At 68.4% G+C, this 18,306-nt stretch carries 14 protein-coding genes and 1 pseudogene; 6 read left to right on the top strand and 9 right to left on the bottom strand.

All coding sequences use genetic code 11. From position 1 onward, the window contains the following. The first annotated feature begins 53 nt into the window (after nt 1-53). From ACFYZZ_RS05360 to ACFYZZ_RS05350, 3 genes are all read left to right on the top strand, one after another. Entirely contained in the window at nt 54-1,871 is a 1,818-nt protein-coding gene (locus tag ACFYZZ_RS05360; RefSeq protein ID WP_385167671.1) for a DUF262 domain-containing protein, read from the top strand. Then, nucleotides 1,868-2,914, top strand: a complete 1,047-nt coding sequence (locus ACFYZZ_RS05355) for a CBS domain-containing protein (RefSeq protein ID WP_389171777.1) — start codon at nt 1,868-1,870, stop codon at nt 2,912-2,914. The genes ACFYZZ_RS05360 and ACFYZZ_RS05355 overlap by 4 nt, the downstream gene beginning before the upstream one ends. Nucleotides 2,915-3,188: 274 nt before the next feature. Then, nucleotides 3,189-3,404: a hypothetical protein gene (locus ACFYZZ_RS05350; RefSeq protein ID WP_385167667.1), complete on the top strand. Its 216-nt coding sequence runs from the start codon at nt 3,189-3,191 to the stop codon at nt 3,402-3,404. 58 nt (nt 3,405-3,462) lie between these two features. Here the strand turns inward: ACFYZZ_RS05350 and pglZ are convergent, their stop codons facing one another. The 7 genes and pseudogenes from pglZ to ACFYZZ_RS05315 form a co-directional block, all read right to left on the bottom strand. After that, nucleotides 3,463-6,366 (bottom strand): BREX-2 system phosphatase PglZ, encoded by a 2,904-nt coding sequence (pglZ, locus tag ACFYZZ_RS05345; protein ID WP_389171774.1) that lies wholly within the window; start codon nt 6,364-6,366, stop codon nt 3,463-3,465. Further along, nucleotides 6,363-10,253 (bottom strand): phage resistance protein, encoded by a 3,891-nt coding sequence (locus tag ACFYZZ_RS05340; protein ID WP_389171771.1) that lies wholly within the window; start codon nt 10,251-10,253, stop codon nt 6,363-6,365. Before ACFYZZ_RS05340 ends, pglZ begins: the two co-directional genes overlap by 4 nt. A gap of 440 nt (nt 10,254-10,693) precedes the next feature. After that, complete coding sequence (locus ACFYZZ_RS05335) at nt 10,694-11,461, bottom strand: hypothetical protein (RefSeq protein WP_389171768.1); 768 nt, start codon at nt 11,459-11,461, stop codon at nt 10,694-10,696. Nucleotides 11,462-11,566: 105 nt separating this feature from the next. Continuing rightward, nucleotides 11,567-12,025 carry a hypothetical protein gene (locus ACFYZZ_RS05330; protein WP_389171765.1) on the bottom strand — a complete coding sequence of 153 codons (459 nt, stop codon included), beginning with the start codon at nt 12,023-12,025 and terminating at the stop codon, nt 11,567-11,569. Nucleotides 12,026-12,145: 120 nt separating this feature from the next. Further along, entirely contained in the window at nt 12,146-12,658 is a 513-nt protein-coding gene (locus ACFYZZ_RS05325; protein WP_389171763.1) for a hypothetical protein, read from the bottom strand. A gap of 315 nt (nt 12,659-12,973) precedes the next feature. After that, nucleotides 12,974-13,259 (bottom strand): annotated as a pseudogene (locus tag ACFYZZ_RS05320) (SAM-dependent methyltransferase); the annotation flags it as partial. 52 nt (nt 13,260-13,311) lie between these two features. After that, nucleotides 13,312-14,187, bottom strand: coding sequence for a hypothetical protein (locus ACFYZZ_RS05315; protein WP_389171761.1), 876 nt, complete (start codon nt 14,185-14,187; stop codon nt 13,312-13,314). Between the two features lie 302 nt (nt 14,188-14,489). Here ACFYZZ_RS05315 and ACFYZZ_RS05310 point away from each other — a divergent pair, with 302 nt between their 5' ends. Genes ACFYZZ_RS05310 through ACFYZZ_RS05300 form a run of 3 tightly spaced genes read left to right on the top strand, consistent with a single transcriptional unit; the run spans nt 14,490 to nt 16,917 of the window. Next, the gene (locus ACFYZZ_RS05310; RefSeq protein WP_389171758.1) at nt 14,490-14,906 is read left to right on the top strand and encodes a hypothetical protein; all 417 of its coding nucleotides are present in this window, start codon (nt 14,490-14,492) and stop codon (nt 14,904-14,906) included. A gap of 47 nt (nt 14,907-14,953) precedes the next feature. After that, nucleotides 14,954-16,411, top strand: a complete 1,458-nt coding sequence (locus ACFYZZ_RS05305; RefSeq protein ID WP_389171756.1) for a hypothetical protein — start codon at nt 14,954-14,956, stop codon at nt 16,409-16,411. After that, on the top strand, nt 16,408-16,917 hold the full coding sequence (locus ACFYZZ_RS05300) for a hypothetical protein (protein ID WP_389171753.1): 510 nt from the start codon (nt 16,408-16,410) through the stop codon (nt 16,915-16,917). The genes ACFYZZ_RS05305 and ACFYZZ_RS05300 overlap by 4 nt, the downstream gene beginning before the upstream one ends. A gap of 175 nt (nt 16,918-17,092) precedes the next feature. Here the strand turns inward: ACFYZZ_RS05300 and ACFYZZ_RS05295 are convergent, their stop codons facing one another. Together ACFYZZ_RS05295 and ACFYZZ_RS05290 are read right to left on the bottom strand one after the other, a co-directional pair. Continuing rightward, nucleotides 17,093-17,278, bottom strand: a complete 186-nt coding sequence (locus ACFYZZ_RS05295) for a DUF397 domain-containing protein (RefSeq protein WP_389171751.1) — start codon at nt 17,276-17,278, stop codon at nt 17,093-17,095. 14 nt (nt 17,279-17,292) lie between these two features. Next, nucleotides 17,293-18,123 (bottom strand): helix-turn-helix domain-containing protein, encoded by an 831-nt coding sequence (locus tag ACFYZZ_RS05290; RefSeq protein WP_389171748.1) that lies wholly within the window; start codon nt 18,121-18,123, stop codon nt 17,293-17,295. Nucleotides 18,124-18,306: the final 183 nt, after the last annotated feature.

The following is an 18,306-nucleotide window of genomic DNA, read 5'->3' as shown; positions in this document are numbered from 1 at the left end:
ACGCTGCTGGAATCACTCTCCGTAAAGGCGGACAGGGTGGGGGTTGAAGTCGCATGGCGGCGCTCGACAATGTGAAACTCAAGGACGTACTGGCCGACGTCGCCTCGGGCGCGTTACAGCTGCCCGATTTCCAGCGGAACTGGAAGTGGGACGACGACCGCATCCGGGCGATCATCGCGACCGTGACGCTGGACTATCCCCTCGGCGTGGTGATGACGCTCCAGACCGGCGGCGCCACTCGGTTCCGTTCCCGGACTCTCACCGGGGCACGCCCGGACGGGGATCCTTCCGCGGACCTCCTGCTGCTGGACGGGCAGCAGCGCCTCACCTCCCTCTTCCAAGCCCTGTGGATGGACGCCCCCGTGGAGACGGCAGACGCCCGGGGCAAGGCCATCGAGCGGTGGTACTACGTCGACATCGCGAAGGCCGTCGGCCCGCCCGCCGACCGCGACGAGGCAATTCTCTCCGTCCCGGTGGACAAGGTGCTCCGCACCGACTTCAACCGCACGGTCGTGCTGGACCTGAGCACCACGGAAGAAGAGTGCGCGGCCGGCCTCTTCCCCCTGCACCTCGTCTTCGACGCCCAGCGCGTGAACCAGTGGAAAAAGGCGTACATCAAGGCGGACGAGGACCGAAACTGGGACCTCTGGGGCCAATTCGACGAGATGGTCCTGCAGCAGGTCCGCGCCTTCCAGGTGCCGATGATCCGGCTGGCCGCCTCCACATCCATGGATGCCGTCTGCGCGGTGTTCGAGCGCGTCAACACGGGCGGCGTTCCCCTGAACGTCTTCGAGCTGCTCACCGCGACCTATGCCGGGGACCGCGAGTACGTGGAGCGGACGGGGGACTACTACCAGCTCCCCGAGGTGTGGCGCGAGATCAAGCAGGGGCTGGCAAGCAAGTACCCGGTCTTCGGTCGCCTGGAGAGCGGTATCGAGAACGGGCTCAGCAGCATCGACTTCCTGCAGGCGATCGCTCTGGTGCGCACGTGGGAGCGGAAGCAGGCAGGCGTCGGAGCGACGGTCTCCTGCAAACGGCGGGACCTGCTGGATCTCCCACTGGCCGATTTCATTCGCCTGGCACCGAAGCTCACCGACGCCTTCGCGTGGGTGGGCGACTTCCTGGAACGGCAGTGCATCGTCCGCCCCGGAGACCTGCCGTACAAGACGCAGCTCGTCCCGCTCGCGGCCGTCCGAGCCATTCTCGACACCGCTGCGGACGGCCTCGGGGCCGAGGAGAAGGTCGAGCAGTGGTACTGGTGCGGGGTACTCGGCGAAATGTACGGCGGTTCCACGGAGACGCGCTTCACCCGGGACGTCGAACAACTCGTGCCCTGGATCAGGCAGGACGACCGAGCACCCGACACGGTCACGGACGCGTTCTTCTTCGCCGACCGCCTCGACAGCCTCACCACCCGTAACAGCGCCGCCTACAAGGGGATCTACGCCCTGCTGATCAAACAGGGCGCGGTCGACTGGCACTTCACCGACGCCCCGCTCAGCCCGGGGCGGCTGGACGAGTACAGCGTGGACCTCCGGCAGATCTTCCACAAGGCATGGCTCCGGCGGGGCAACAGCCAGGGCCTGCCCACGAACTCGATCGTGAACAAGACCCCGCTGTCCTATCGGGCCGCGATGGACATGACGGGAGCGCCGGCCTCCTACCTGTCCACGATGGTCGCCGCCTCCGACATGCGTCCCGAGTGGTTCGACGATGTGGTCGCCACCCATCTGATCGATCCGGAGACGTTGCGCGACAACGACTACGAGCGCTTCTACAACGACCGTTCCAAGCAGTTGCGAGACCTGGTGCACGACGCCATGGGCAAGAGGACCATGCTGCGTGACCTCCCGGAGGGCGACCCCCGATGACCACCAGGCCGAGCGAGCACGATCTCGCCTCGCTCAAGGGCAGGACCATGCCTGTGCAGGACATCCTCGACCTGTTCCGGGTCAGGGTCCGCGACCACCGGACGGTGCACCTGATCTCCCAGGCCCTGACGGACGCCGGTCTGACGACGCTGCCCGACTTCGCCGTCTGCGGACTGCGCAGCAACGTCGACGTGGTGCCCCTCGCCTCCGTCCCCGCGCAGGCGACGCCGGCCGATCCGGACGACGAGGAGGAAGAGGAAGGACTGCCCTCGCAAGCCCTTCCGCAACGTCTCCTGCTCGGCGACATCCCGTCGGCACGGCGCGGCCTGGTGTCCGTCGGCCCTGGCACGCCTCTGGCCCAGGCCACGTTCCTCATGCGCACCGAGGGTGTCTCGCAGATCCCGGTGACGACCGGCATGGCCCAGATCCACGGGGTGGTCACCTGGGGTTCCGTCGCCAAGATGTACGAAGCGGGCAAGCCGCCGACCCTGGACAACGCGATGGAGAAGGACTCCCTCCCTCTCGCCGACGCCCGCCAGGAGTTCTTCGCGGCCCTTCCGGTCATCCGTGAGCACGGCTACCTCCTGGTCCGCGGCGACGACGGATGCCTGTCGGGCATCGTCACCGCCGCGGACATCACTGACCGCTTCGAGGGCGCGGCGCGGCCCTTCTTCATCGTCGGGGAGATCGAGTCCCTGCTGCGCCGCTGCCTGGGCGCGGCACTGGATCAGGAGACGATCAAGGCGGTCCAAACGAACAAGAGGCCTGAGCATCGCACCGGCCAGGTGTCGGACCTGATGTTCGGCGACTACCTGAAGCTCCTGGACGGCGACCAGACCAAACAGGCGATGGCCGAACGCGCCGACGCCAACTGGGAAGCCCTGAAGTGGCCCAACATGCCCCGCGAGCAGTTCATCGGCCGTCTGAAGCGGGTGAAGGACATCCGCAACCGCATCGCCCACTTCGACGAGAAGCCGCTTCCGCAGGAGATGCTCGACGAGCTGACGACCTTCGCCAAGGTGTTGCGGGCGTTCGTGTCGTGAGGATGGATGCGGCTGTGCCGCCGGACCGGCCCTGTGACGGGCACAGCCGCGTACTGACGAAGTGCGTTGTTTTACGGGCGAGTTGGGGAATATCCTCTGCTCGTACCGATCTCTCCGCCCTCGGAGGCTTCTGTGACTTGCTCGCTGCACGCGCACTTACCAGCAACCCGCTGGTTGCGGGCTCCGTAGAGCTCGTACGCGCACCGCTGGCGGCAGGACTGACCTCGGTCAGCCATGCCCGTTTCCAGCGAGCGAGTATTTCCATGGAGGAACGGTGTCGATCCACTCGACCCAGCAGACCTGTAACCACCCCGCGCGTGACATCACCATCGTCACTCTCGCGTCCGGCGTGGTGTCCCTCGGCACGGCCGTCGTGACGATGACGCTCCACGCGAGCGCGCTGGCGGCTCTCACGGCGAGCGGCGGCGCGTTCATGGCCGTCCTCACGACGGGTATGAACGTGCTCAAGCACATCAAGCGCGACTCGTAGCTGACACACCACTCGGGGTGCCTCCAGGACGATGGTCCCGGAGGCACCCCGAACCGTGTCAGCCCGCCGTGAGCGCGAACTGCTCGCGCATCAACGCCTCGTGGAGCCGCAAGGTGCGTCCGTCCGGCAGGATTTCCAGCACCTGTACGCCGTCGTAGTTGAGGAGCTGTCGCAGGACGGCGGCGAAACCGTCGCCTCGGGTGGTGGGCATGCCCGCGCGCTGGGCGAGCGCGGTCACGGGCAGAGTGCCTCCCGCGTCGAGCAGAGCGGCGAGTGCCTTGTGGACCTGCTCCTGCTGGGGTTTGCGAGCCAGACCGCCCAGTTGTGCCTGGTACGTCTCCGAGTCGAGCAGGGCCCTGACGAGCGTTTCGGTCCGCGATACGACCGTCGGCGTAAGCAGGGCGTCGCCTCCCCCGGCCGTCAGCGCCACGTCGAAGAGCGCGTCAGGCAGTGTGCCGGGATCGGGCTGCTTCTTCCGGGACTTCGTCGTCGCCTTCTTCGCAGCCGCGGCGGCCGCCTGAGCCGCCCGCTCGTCCGGGAGCGGCCTGTCGGCTTCTTCTGGGGCCCACCAGGTGGGCTTCTGGTCGCCCAGCTCCCTCCATTCGTTTGGCGGTTCCGCCCCGAACGGCAGGAAGGCGAGCACGGGGATGGTGAACTCGGCCAGGGAGGCTCCACCGTGGTAGCCCGCCTTGAGGGTGGTGTAGCGGGAGTCGGCATCCCACAGCGCGACGATGGACGCGCCTGGATCGGGCCACACCACGCGCGGTCCGGAGAGGGCGATCTCCCGTTCGGCGATCGGGCCGCCGGGCAGGCGATGCCGGGCGGACGCAGGATCGGCGGCGGTGTCGACCTTCGTTCCGTGCCGGTCGACGACATGGCCGTGGTCGCTGGTGACGATGACGGCCATGCCCTGGGCCGCCGCCACCCGCAACAGATCGCGCAGACCAGGCACATCGTCGACTCGCCAGGTCCCGTCACCCAGCTTCTGTTCCTTGGCGAGCCGGTCGTCGATGGCGTTGAGCACGACGGCGACATGGGTCCGTCCGTCGTCGAGCGCCTCGGTGAGGGCCGGGCCGAAGGCGTCGCCCGCGGTCTCGGTGCGCAGGTCGTCCTTGTGGAACACAGCGGCCGGGGCCCCACCCCACAGCTTCAGCGTGGGGAAGAGCCGCTTCTCGTCGGACTGGGTGCCCTTCAGCAGGGTGCCCGCGAAGAGTGATGTCCGGGACACTGCGGTGAGGGTGGGCAATGCGGCGGCCATGGCGCGCCGGTGCGGGGCGTCCTGGGCCAGCGGGTCGAACTCCGCCCAGGAGTGACGCAGTTCCTCGCCGAGTTCGTTCGCTATGGCCGCGCTCATCCCGTCGAGTACGAGCAGCAGCACCCGCCGCTCCTGACCGTGCCGGACGACCGGTCCGACCACACGGTCGAGGAAGGTCTCGACGGTGAGCATGGTGCCGGGCTGGGTGCCGGCCTCCGTCCAGACGGCCAGAGAGCGTGCGAAGGCCGCGTCGATCTGCCTCCGCCGGTCCCTGACCCGTGTGCCGAGGGCGTCGTAGGCGGCCTTGAGGACCGGGTCCGGGTCGCCGCCGGCGTCGATGTGCTCCAGGGCGAGGTCCGCCCAGCCGGTCTCGGCGACGTGCCGCTGTATGGCGTCGGCGACGGTGGGAGCGTCGGCAGGCGGATCGGTGGCCAGCCAGCGGGCGAGGCGCTGGCCCATGCGGGCGCGTTCGATGCGGGCGGCCTCCTCGGGCTCGGCTGCCAGCCGGTGGTCCTCCAGGGCACGTACGGCGTCCGTCACCGCGGCTGTGTCGCCCGCCGCGAGGGCTCGGCCGACGGCGGTGAAACGGGCCTCGAGTCCACCGCGCAGGACCGGGCTCGCCGCCACGGCCTCCTCCGCGCCGAACTGGCGGGCCAGCGCGGACGCCCGGTCGAGCACGATGCCGGTGGTGCGACGTGCCTCGCGCGCCTGCTCGGCGTCGGTGCCGCCGGTGCGGTGTCCGGTTGCCAGCAGCGTGGTCACGTACTCCTCGGCGGCCCGACCGAAGACGGTCACCAGGGCGTCGAGTTGCTCGCCGGTCGCCGGGGGCTGGTCGCCGAAGTAGCGTTCGGCGCGCCCCCGGGCCCGGTAGGTCTCGGGGGCGGGCTCGGCGTGCTGCCACAACGCCGCGCACACCAGGCCGAAGGCGGCGGCGTCCGCGCCGCGTTCGGCGGCGACGAGGGCGAGCAGGGCACGTCCGGCTAGGCCCGCCTGGTCCTCCTCGCCGAGGAAGGCCGCCAGTCCGGCGCGTTCGGGGCCGCGCAGGGTCAGGAACCGTTCGGGGGCCCCGGGCCGGGTCGACCAGTGCAGCAGGGCCTGCGCGTCGAGCCGGTCGTCGCCGGGGCGGCGCGTGCCGGCCTCGGTGTCGTAACGGCCCAGGCGCAGACGGCGCTGGGCGAGCGAAGTGAGGGCGTACTGGCGGGACAGCCAGCCGCCGGGCACGGCCGACCAGCCGCCGGGCGGGGTGGCGTCCAGCAGAGCCTCGGCGGCCCAGTTGACGTCCTTGAGCCGGGGGTCTATCTGCCGGGCGCCGAACGCCTCGCGGACGACGTCCCAGCTGTCGACCGTGTCGATGCGCAGCTTGTGGACGCGGGCGAGGATCGCCGGGTCCAGTTCGTGCTGCTCCCGGTCGGTGAGGACGACCAGGACGGCGGGGCCAGGGCGGCGGACCGCCAGGTGGTCGAGGACAAGTTCGTGGACGGCGAGCGGGGACGGCGCCACCGCGACACCGGCCGCGAGACCCTCGCCCCAGACGGGTTCGGCGGGGCCGTCCCACTGCGGCGCCGACCTCAGCAGCACGACCCGGCGCCGCCCCTGTTCCTCCCCCGTCAGGGAAGCGGCGAGATGTGTCTGGGAGGACAGGTACTGGGTGACGGTCGCGGTGTTCAGCCGCACCGCACCCGGTGCGGCGGTGGCGGTGTCCGTCATTCGATGACCTGCCAGGTGATCTCGATGGTCGCGTTCGGGTGGCGGGCGGCCAGTTCGGCCAGCTCCGCCTGGAGGTCGGCGGCGGCCCGGGACACGGTCGTGCTGCGGCGTCCGGACTTCCGCGCCGTACCGCCACCGCTCGCCGGGGAGGGAGTCTCCTGCGACGGGGTGTACGGGATGCGCGGGTCGCTGGTCGGTGTGTCCAGGGACAGGTCACCGGCCGAAGAGGGCTGGGGCGCGACGGGCGCGGGCGGCGGAGTGGCGGCCGACTGGGTGCGCTTGATCAGGGCGACGACCTCGCGCTGGGTGCGGGTGAGGGCGTCGCGCAGGTCGGCGGTGCGCTGGTCGTCGCGGGCCACGTTGCGCAGCGAGTCGAGCAGGGCCTCGCCCTCGGGGCCGAGTCCGGCGGCGAGTTCCAGGGTGCTCCAGGGGGCGGAGGCGACGGCCTCCGCGACGGCGCGGGCCTTCTTGATGGAGGTGCCGTACCGGTCGGCGCTGGTATCGCCCAGGTCGAAGGATGCGAGGGCCTCCACGGTCTTCTTCGCCCCCGCCGCGCCCTTGCCGGCCTCCGCCGTGAGCGCGTCCAGCAGTTCCAGGGAGCGGCGGGCGAGGGCGAGCCGACCGGTGTCGGCTGTCTGGTCAAGGCCGAGGAAAGTGGCGTGGGCCTCCAACTGGTGCACCAGATCGGCCGCGTGGTCCCGGTGGGCACGGGCGGCCTCGATGATCTGACGGGCGAACTGGTTGACCATCCGGCCGCGCCGCAGCGCGGGCGGCTTCGCCCCGAAGATCGTCTCGAACCGCTGGCGCGCTGTGTCCCAGTCGGACTCGGCGGGCAGCGGCTGGCTGCGCAGCGCGTCGTGGTCCTTGATCGCGGACAGTTCGGGCGCGGGGTCGAGGACGGTGCCGCCGCGCACCCACACCCGGTCGTCCATCTCGGCGAAGGCGGCGACGACGAGCCGGGCGAGGAAGTCGGGCAGGCCGCGCGGGTCGGGCTTGTCGGTCCAGTCGGTGAGCGTGATCAGCGACAGGTCACCGGTGACGCCCTGGGAGCGGGCGAGCTGCCGGAAGTGGTCGGCCCAGTAGCGGGACAGCTCGAAGTACGCCTCCTTCTGCTGCCCGAGGCGCAGGGGTCCGGCGATCCGCTGCATGAGCTTGCGGTCGGCGGCCGGTACCTCCACCCGCCCGTCGCGCGCCTCGGCGGCGGCCCGGACGTGGACGAACACCTTCTTGGTGTCGGCGGGCTTGACGGCGGTGCCGGTGGCGTCGGGGTCGAGGTCGGGGTGAGCCGGGTACTGGTGGGCGAGCAGCTTGCCCGCGACGTGCCGGATGCCGTCGTGCAGGCTCTGCCCGAAGGACAGGGTGAGGCTGTCGACGTCGGGCAGCGCGACGAGGTGGTCGTCGAAGTCCGGCACGACATCGGCGGCCTGCTTCTGGGCGAGTCCGTACGCCTGCTTGAAGGCGCCCTTGACCTGCTTGAGCAGGGCCTCGCGCTGGGTTTCGAGCAGGCCCTTGGCGCGGCTGCGGTTGTCGGCGTTGAGGTGGCCGGCGTACTGGGTGTCGAAGCGGTGCTCGTCGGCGAGGGCCTTGTCGATGACGACGAGGCGCCGGAAGTCTTGGAAGCGCTGCGCGGACAGGTGCGCGGGCAGCCAGGCGACGGTGCGGGACCGCTCGCCCTGCTGGCGTTCGCGCAGCCGCTGGATGCGGTTGACGTCCTCGACCGGGCCCCACTCCCCTTCGTCGAAGGGGAGGTCTATGGCGATGCGCCAGCGGCCCTCCTCCTGCGGCATCAGGTCGTGGTCGGGCAGCTCGTCCTCGTCGGCGACGTTGCCGAAGACGATCTCGGCGGTGCGGGCGGTGCCGCGCCAGGTGAAGCTGAGCTGGTCGCTCAACTGGCCGTGCTCGACGCCCAGTTCCTCGGAGAGCAGGCGGCGGGCGAGCGCGACCCGGTTGCCGGGGTTGTCGTTGACCTGGGCGTTGGCGATGACGGAGTCCACGTCGACGCCGGAGAGTTCGAGGCGGACGCCGGGGTTGGCGTCGGTGCCGGTCTCCTTGATCTCGGGGAACCGGGCCGCCCACTCGGCGACCTTGTTCTTGATAATGCCGACCTCGGCGCCCGGGATGGGTGCGAGGACCGACCCGTGGTTGAGCGCGCCGAGCCGCCGGATGGTCAGCTCGGACAGGGCGGGCACGCTGGGCGCGAGCGCGGACAGCAGCAGCGTGCACACGAGCCGGTTGTCGCCGACGAACATCTTGCAGCCGTTGAGCCGCTTCTGGTCGGTGATGGACTCGGGCCGGTTGCGGTACTGCTCGACGTCGTCCTCGGTGATGTCGTACGAGCTGAGCAGGTAGGGCCGCAGCTTGGTCTTGTAGAGCTTGTCGGCGGCCTCGAAGACGACCTTCAGGCTGTCGGTGAACGGCTTGTCACCGCCCGCCGTGATCACCGGGTAGAGGTCGCCGACGGGGACGAGCTGCCCGAGGCGGATCTCGTTGCGGTGGTCGGCGAGGAGCTGGCCCATCAGCTTGAGACCGGTGCGGGAGCGCTGCAGCGCGGACGAGATGTGGACGAGGGTGTCCATGAACGCCGGCGAGAACGGGTACGTCAGGCGGAACGACTCCGCGTCCGCGCCGGTCGTGCCCTTCTCCGAGCCGAGCAGGGTGTCCCACACCTGCGGGCCGACCCGCTTGGTCTGCTCGAAGGCCGCGTCGACCAGCTTGGCCGCCTCGGCGTCCTTGGGCTTGAGGAGGCGGGCGTGGGCGATCTGCGGGAGGTTGCGGTCCTCCAGAGTGATCTTGTCGAACCGGCCGGAGGCCAGGTTCAGGGTGTCCTGGATGGACGACTCGGCCGCGCCGGACACCTCCTCGCCGACCAGCTCGCGCAGGTCGCGCTGACGGGCGATGAACGACACGACGGGGATGGCACGGCGAGCGTCGCCGCCCTCCACGAAGTTCGTGATCTTGCTGGCCTCGCGTGCCACGAACTTCTGGTCGTGGATGAGGGTGGCCAGCCACAGGATCAGCTCGTCCATGAACAGGATCAGGCCGTCGTAGCCGAGCGACTTGGCGTGCTCGGCGATGACGGACAGACCGGCATCCAGGGAGATGAAGCCGTGCTCGTCCTCGGCGGCGTTCTTGGTGAAGCCGGGGAGCAGGTTGGTACCGGCGTCGTTGACCAGCTTGGCCCGCAGCTCGGCCGGGGTGGAGGGGTTGGTGAGGTTGAGCGGGACGCCCGCCTCGTGGTTCTCCTCGGCAGCGAGCGCGATGTCCAGGAGCTGCGGGGTCCAGGCGAAGCCCTCGCCCCACTCGTCCTCCTCGCCGTCGCCCGCGTCGCTGCCGCCCAGGCCGCGGATCACTGCCTCGTCGCCCGTGCTGGCGCGCAGAGCGCGGATGTCGGCGAAGAGGGAGTCGGTCCGGTACACCTGCGGGGTCGGGGCATCCGGGTGCAGTTTCTTGACGTGGTGCACGTACCCGCCGAGCACCCGCTGCTCCAGGGCCTTCGCGCCGAGCATGTGGTACGGCACGAGCAGGAACTTCTTGCCGTCCGTGCTCAGCCACTCGTGCTTGGTCAGGACCGGGTCGAACTCGGTGCGGGCACGGGCGGCCGGGTTGCCACTGAGCAGCGCGTAGAGAACCGCCATGAAGTGTGACTTACCAGAACCGAACGAGCCGTGGAGGTACGCCGCCTTGGAACGGTGACCGTCCAGCGCGGACTTGATGAGGTCCAGCGCCTCGTCGAAGTTCTCCAGCAGCCGCTCCGTGACGACGTAGTCCTTGAGCGCGTGCTGGGCGCCCTCGTCTGTCGTCGCCTCGGCGAGGGACAGCACGAAGTCCGAAGTGGAGATGGACTCCTTGATATCGATGACATCGCGGAGGAGGGGCTGCTGGGCCATCGCGGGTTCTCGCTCTCCCTGACGGTGTTCGGTGCTAGTGCTCGTACTCGATGTGGTGCGGGTCTGCGGTTCCTGCCCGAAGCCGGTGATCGGTCCGGGCCATGGAGGAAGATCCGGAAGCACGGGCGGCATGTGGACGGTGCGACGTGCTGGTGGTCCTGGCCGGCGGCGAGGAGGGACCGGCCACGTGCCACCGGGCGAGGACGACGTCTACGGCATCGGCCGAGTCAGGGAAGGTGCGGCGCTTGCACTGCATGTCCCCCTCGTACTGAACGGTCACCCATACGGCCTGCGCATAGCACCATACATCGGCACTCCGCCGACCCCCAGGCCGTATACCCCGTGCACCGTCGCACCGCTGTGCTGCTGTCATCCTGATCGGCAGGGCAGGAGAGCGCGCAGCAAGCGGACACGGCCCTCGCCGCACGCCCGCTGCGAGCTCAGTGCAGTGCCACTTCCCACGATCCCGGGTTGCCGGCTTCTTCCCCACTGATCGGGCAGCCATCCATCCAGGTGCCGAATCCCGAGGGGTCCTTGCCCTCCGTGGACCAACCGGCATGCGTGAACTTCGACAGGTCCGCCACATAGCCGGACGACGTGGAGACGCGAAGCGGAAGCCGGACGGAGACAGTGTGGCCATGTATCTCAGGCCGGGCTTCCACGTCTCCTCCGACCACGTCGTTCGTTCCGGATACGTGCACGAACCAACGCGAGTCGAGGTACTGCATGCTCACGGCAGGTTCGTCCATGTCGTCCAGACCATCCCCCAGCCACGTCCAGTAGGTGGCGTCCGCGTCCGAACCGGGTTCGGGAGCGTTGCCGGCGAGCGTGTAGCTCACCGTCACGCCCTTGCTGTCACGCACCACACTGGCTTTCTTGATCCGCAGGTACGCCGGCGGCTGCGAGGACGGCTCCGTGACCGAACCCCCCGCCGCCGTGAAGAACATGTTCTTGGCCCGTCCCGTACAACGGGCGGACTTCACCTGCGGGACCGGACGGGCTGACGTCTTGAGCGCGGTCTTCGTCGGTGCAGGCTCGACAGATGGGCTCGCGGAAGGAGCAGCGCGGCGATGGTCGGCCTGCGGCGCTGCGGCCTCGCCGCTGGACGCCTCACCGATGGCGATGACCCCTGCACTCACACACAGGACGGCCAGCAGGGTTCCCAGGCGACGAACACGCTGCCCGGACAAGAAGGACGGGGGGATCACGGGGACTCCAACAAGTACAGACAGACCGGGACGGGTCAGGGCCGCTGACTCAGAAAACGTTCCGATGAGGCGCGCAGCAGGCAACCAAGGGCTGCCGGCTCTCACTCACTCCGTCGCCGCCGAAGCGTCGGCAGACCTCTGTTTCTCGTCGACGCCCGCAGGGGAGGACTTGCCGGCATGACGGACGCCACGCCGGTCAAACGGATCGAGCACACCGGCAGACCCGGCTCCAAGCGCGAGAAGCAGCGCGACCGCACCGGTGCCCCAGCCCTTCACGAGGACGACAGCAGGTGCCTCCGCCGCCACGGCGGTGACGACCGCCGTCATCCAAGCCTCCCGGTGGCGAGACGGCACGAACGGACGCTCCTCACCCCACGCGAACACGAGCGCGAACGCGGCAGCCGGAGCCGCAGCCGCGCATCCGACGAACCACGCCCACCGCCACTCGGCCACAGTCCACATCACGGCGGTCCACACCAGCCAGCCGACCACCACAACGGCACAGATGGCGACCAGTGCAAGGCATCCCTGCGTCGCGTCATCACGGTTGGCAGAACTAGCCATGTTTCCTCTTGTTTCGAACGATGTCGCCCTCACGCCTACCGACCGAGCGGAGGACTTCCTTGGTGCACGCGGGTCGGCCGAGCTCCTGCCTCTCAGGCCAGGCGGCTCTCGCAGCCCGGACTACTTGTGGGCTGCGGCCTCGTACCGGTCGACCTGGTCGCGCAGGAGCTTGGTGGCCGTGTCGGCTTCCGCGTTCGTGAGGCCGCCGGTGCCGGCGTTGATCAGAGTGGGCCCGTCGAGGGTGAACTGCTGGAGCAGCGTGGTGCCATCGCTGTCGATGCGTACACCCAAGGACTGGTCGCCGAGCTTGTCCACGCTCATCGGCGAGTACTTCAGCACTGACCCCTGATAGGTCTCCTGGTGGCAGGTCTCGAGTGCCTTCTCCATCGCAGTGAACGACTCGGCGGCATCGCTCGCGCTCGCGTACTGCCGAATGCCCACGGTCGCAACCGTGGCGGTCAGCCCTCCGCCCTTCTGGAAGGTGCGGGAGACCTGAATCCGGGCCTTATGCGGCTGACGGTAGTCGCAGAACGTCTTGTCACCCGCGCTGGAGTCCTCTTCGGTCGACCAGCCGGCAGGCATTTGCGACAGCGACAGCAGAGCTGACGTGAGCTGACCCTTGCTGAGGAGCACTGCGTGTGGCGTCGGGGAGGAGGATGCCGGGGTGGACGCGGCGGAGCTGTTCGACGGGGCAGGCTTCGCAGCCGTGGGCGTGGCGGTGTGGCCACACGCGGCAAGCGTCATGGAGATGGCGACAGCGCCCAGTGCGCCGAAGTATTTCCGGTGAGGCACGGAGATCGTTCCCCCGAGAGACATGAAGAAGGAGTGGAGAGCATGGATGTTATGTGAACTTACATGTTCATGAAAACTGAACTACTTCGGGGGTGGGCCCGGCGGGCAGGGGGACGGACTTCGACCTACCCTGCGCCGTCCCCGGTGCCGGGTCCGTCATGGCGCGACCGCACGGACGAGGAGCGTCCCGATGGGCCCGCGGTGGAGGCGCGTCGAAGAACCCGCGCGTCGGCCGAGGTGAACCCGGCCCTGGTGAGCAGGCGCTCCCAGACGGCCGGGCGGCGGCTGTAGCGGTAGGTGAACATCGCCTTACCGACGAAGTCCCCTTGTCCATGCCCTGCGCCCCGTACGCGCCGGGGATGGCCGGAGGCTGCGAGAACGCGAAGTCACCCCCGGGCAGCGGCGAAGGTGTCCCGCAGCTACGAACCCGGGCCCGCACCACCGTCGAAGGCGGAAGGCGGGCCCCTTCGGCAGCCAGGAGGCCACTCGCGGGGTCAGGACCTGGGTTCCTCCAGCTTGACGGCAGCGGAGTCCGCGCCGTGCGGTTCAGCCTGTGCCGGGACGAAGGATTCGTGCTCTTCGACGACTTCACCGTCCACGACTTCCGCCTCCATCACTCGGTGCGACGGGTACGCCAGCGGCAGGCCGGCGAGGTGCTTCTTGAGCCTCTTGGCCATCGGGAGGTAGGTCGCGAAGGTGAGCCCACCGGAGACAGCAGCCCCTACGAGAGGGATGGCCTTCGAGACGGCCTTCGCGAACGACTCCTTCGTCATCTTGACGCCGATGTAGGCCGCGACCTTCTTCACTATGGGATAGACGACGCCCTTGGTGAGCGCCTTCTGAGGCAGCTTCTTGGCGACCTGTTCCGACATCATCCCCGCGACCTTCCCCACCGCGGCGTTCGCCGACTGGGCGCCGAACATCACGCCGAAGAACAGCGTGAGCACCTCCACGGTCGCGTCATCGACATCATCGCCCTCGTCGGAGAACAGTTCGGGCCAGCTGTAGAGATAGGCGAGCTTCTGCGCGATACGCAGCATGTGGCCGACGTACTGTGCCAAGTCGGCGGGCACCGTGGCGGGAAGGGCGAGGATGCCGGGTATCCCGGCCGCGGCGGAGAGAGCGCTGACTTTGGCGGTCTCGTAACGGATCGAGTCGTTGGCCGCTTTCTCCAGAACGTCGACGGTGATACCCGCCGCCGCGGGGGTCTCTTCGATCGCTCTGCGGATCTCCTCCTCGGTGCAGTGGCGCGCCAGCGCCGTCCGGAGGTACGCCTCTCGGTGGATACGCACACCGGGGAGCTTGGCCGCCGCCAGCAGCACCGCGAAGAAGCGCGACTCGGGGTTCTCGACCTCTTTACCCTGCTTCATGGCAGGAACTTATAGTAGCTCCGCGCTCCAAGGGCCAGCATGCACTGACCGTTTCCCGTCCTCGCTCTGAGCCGGAGATGAAGGATGGAGACGGCCTGGACAAGGCTGGCGATCCGGGTGGCTGGGCGCCGCAGATCGCGGAGGAGCCCCCAGGATTCGCGTGCCGTCCAGGGTCAGGTACGCCTTCGTCGACGCGGTCCGTACCGCGTCAGCGAGGCTGGTTTCCGGCTCACCAGCACTTTGCAGCCCTAACTGTGCCTCACATAAAGTTGTGGCATCTGATCACACTCGGGGGAGAGATCATGACCGAAGACGACGTATCACCGGGCGGCGCGGCGCCGACCCGGATGCGCCTGAACCATGCGGCACCGCTCGATGGCGGTGGAGGCTCGCCGTCCGGCGGCAAGGATCTCGCTTCGAGCCCCGCGGAGAAGAAGAAGGCAGCCGAGGCGATCGAGAGGCACCTGGAACCTGACACCCACAGGGACGGCACCCAGGCGCGTGAGAGCACGGGGGCAGCCGCACGGGAGTTTGAGGGGTGGCTCACCGGACCTGCTCTGAAGACCGCGCATAAGACGTGGAGCGAACAGCTCACGACGCTGATGAACCGCCTCGGCTCGGAGAAGGCCGCGTTGCGCGCCACGAACACGCTGCTGCAGAACACGGACACCGGCATCGAGCTGGGCATCCGCAAGTCCTCCGCGCTCGACTCGTTCTGATCGCACAGGTCCGACCGAACCGCGGGCGCTGAAACAGGAGTTCAGTCATGGTGACGTACTACGAGATCATGGGCACCGACCTGTCGAAGCTCACCACGGCTGCCGACGACTGGGCCGCCATGGCCAAGGACTTCGACAAGCTCGCGCGGACCTACCAACAGGAAGTGCATGGCATTTCCCTCGGTGACACATGGGTGGGCCTGAGTGCCAACGTCGGCTCCGCACGCTTCGACGTGACGTGGAAGGAGTACCAGGGAGCGCAGAGCGAGGCGAAGGCCGTCGCCGAACTGCTCCGGGACGCGCACGCTGAATTCAGCCGTCTTCGCAAGAAGATCGAGTACGTCCGAGAGGACGCGGTGAAGGCCGGCATGAAGGTGTCCGAGCAAGGCGCCGTCGCCTTCGACACGTCCAAGCTGGATCACAGCGAGTACATGGCCTACGTGCACGATCCTGACTACCAGGAGAGCTCCCGCAAGGCTGCTGCCGGGTGGGCCGCGCAACTGGATTCGGCGGTGGCGGCCCTGAACGACGCGGACGAGGGGTTCAAACTCGCTCTCGCCTCCGTGATGCAGGACAGCGACCCCTTGGACGGCACGATCGGCGGTTTCAACCGGGAAGCGGGGCCCGACCCGTACCCGTCGCTTGCGGAGAGGGCGAAGGCGCAGCACGTCCCCAAGGGCAAGAAGGCGGTCGCCGAGTGGTGGCGCGGCCTCGATCCGGTCACGCGCGGCATCCTGCTTCAGGAGAAGGGCGACGAGTTGCGGAAGGCGGGGATCATGAGCCCGCTGTACCACTGGCATGCTGCTGACGCGGGGTCCGGAGCCTTCGACACCGAAAAGCCCACGGCCAAGGATCTGTGGTACCTGGCCCGCGCGCAGGCCATCGCGGCCGGCGGCGACGTCAGCGGCGAGAACGCGGCGTCACGCAACATGGAGCATTACCTGAGTGCAACGGGTGAGCCACTGGACCTGGACATCGACCGCATCCTCAAGGATGATCCGGGATTTCGCGACGATGTCTCGGTCCACATCGCCCAGAACCAGGACGCGTGGCGACAGCAAGGGCTCGATGCCTTCGAGAAGGCCGGCGGTGACAAGACGGTCGTCGTGCCGGTGGAGAGCAAGGCGGTCGGTCGCACCTTCCAAAGCGACGAGTGGTTCCACGCGGTCGGCTCCCACCAGCAGAACGTGTCGGGGATGGTCACCGTCACCCCCGGAGCGGACGGCAAGCCGAAGGTTTCGCTCGAATACCAGGCCAACGTGTGGGACCGGTACAACTGGGACGCCGGCAAGTCGACCACCTTCCCCGGCGGCGTGGTGATCCCGGACTCCGAGATGGGACGGTTGCACAAGACCGGACTTGCTCAGGAGTTCGACATGCGAGGCAGTAGCTCCACGTACACGTACGACCTGGACAGCGATGCGAAACCGACAGTGAACCCGCCGGACCAAGGACGAGAAGGAACCCGCGGCGACGTCTCACGCGGTGACGAGGAGAACCGGTGACGATCAAACGAGGTGCCCTCCTCATCGCGGCAGTGGCAGCCACTTTCCTGCTTTCCGCCTGCTCCGGCCCGGACACGGACGATCGCCGTGTGACCGACGGGAGCACCTCGCGGTGGGACGAGAACGCCGGCGCGCCCGAGGCGTCGGCGTTCATGCACGTGACGGCGCCCAAGGGTGCGACCGAGGTCAAGGGAGCCGTGCAGATCAACCCCCAGGAGGACATCTACCTCCTTTCGTTCGTCACCAGCGAGAAGAACGCCGAAGGCATCGCGGCGGACCTTCGTCCCGAAGAACCGCTGAAGGTGAAGAAGGTTGACTTCGCCCCGGATGGCGAGCTGTTCCGGCACCTTGGGCTGGCCGAGCCGCAAACGCTGAAGGGAGCCCGTTCAGCCGGTGTCTGCCCCCCGTGCGTGAAGGACGATCGCCGCAAGAAGGTGCAGTGGATCGACATCTACGTCCAAGCGCTCAAGGACGATCAGGCGAGGGTCTATCTGAAGGCGTTCTGACCTCAGTCCCAGCCGAGCACGGCACCGAGCCTGCGGCCGACGTCGACGGCCGCACCGGTCTGCGCCGGCGCGGGCACTCGGCGAGGAGGGCGCCTGGGCTACTGAAGGTGTTGCGCGAGCGGACGTGCGCGGGGCCCTCGGCAAGCGGTGCGCTTGCCGAGGGCCCCGCGTCTGTTCAGAGTGCCGCGAAGGCGACGAACTCGGTCCAGGTCGTGGGGTCCACGGCCAACGGGGCGCGGGTCGTGTCCTTCGAGTCGCGGACGTGGACCCTGGCGGGGATGGCGGCTACCTCTACGCATTCGCCGCCCGAGCCTGTGCTGTAACTGCTCTTGATCCAGGCCGACTCAGGTACCAGCGTCATGAGCTGTTGGACGTTCATCTCTCTCCAAGCAACTTCTCGATGAGGGCCAGCGACTCGCGCGGAGTGAGCGCCTGGGCCCGAAGAATGCCGTACTGCTCCTCGATCTCCCGTACCTGCCTCCGCTCCGTGTAGAGACGGCTGTCCTTGTACGCCTCCACGTAGGCAATCCTCTGGCCCTCGTGCGTCTCGATCAAGGTGAAGGGGCCTTCCAACCCAGCATGCTCGTCCCTCTCGATCGGCATGACCTGGATTTCCACGTTCCGCCGGTGCCCATCCAACAAGATCTGCTCCAACTGGCCTCGCATCACCGCCCCTCCACCGAGCGGTCGCCTCAGAACGAACTCCTCGATGACAAAGCTGATGGTGGGCAACGGGGTCCGGGAGAGGATCCCCTGGCGAGCCAGGCGAGCTGCGACCCGCTGGTTGATTGTCTCCTCGTCCAGCAGCGGACGCCACATGGAGAACACCGCTCGCGCGTACTCTTCCGTCTGCAAAAGCCCTGGTACAGCCTTGGTAGCGTACACATGCAGGGCTGCTGCCTTGGCCTCCAGCCTGGCCGCATCGCGAAAGAACGCCGGATACTGAGCCCGAGCCACCTCCTCCTTGCTCGCGCTCAACACCCCACCTGCCCCGAGCGCTTCGTCCGCCTGGTCGATGAACCTCGGCGGCGGAATACGTCTCCCCTGCTCGAACGACGCGATCGTCGAAGCTGAGTATCCGGTCAGCGACCCGAACCTCGCACGGTCCATCCCCGCCCGCTCCCGGAACAGCTTCAACTGCCGTCCGAACAGACACAGAATGCCCGCCCCAACCTCGTACTCCGGCTGCTGAACCTCGTCGTCCACGCCGTAGCTCCTCCCGTACGACCCTCGCAGTCACGGGCCTCCGCCCGCCCAACGCGCGGCCCAGGAACCGGTCACGCCGCGCGTCACAGACAAGCGCGTCACCTGTGCGTACAGCCCGCACCCGTCAGCGCGTCACTCCTGGTCAACGTTACGCAGAGTCCGCGACCGTTGACCGCATGAAGT

The sequence above is a fragment of the Streptomyces sp. NPDC001816 genome (assembly GCF_042892235.1).
Classification (GTDB): Bacteria; Actinomycetota; Actinomycetes; order Streptomycetales; family Streptomycetaceae; genus Streptomyces.
This window is presented reverse-complemented; position numbering and strand designations above follow the sequence as displayed.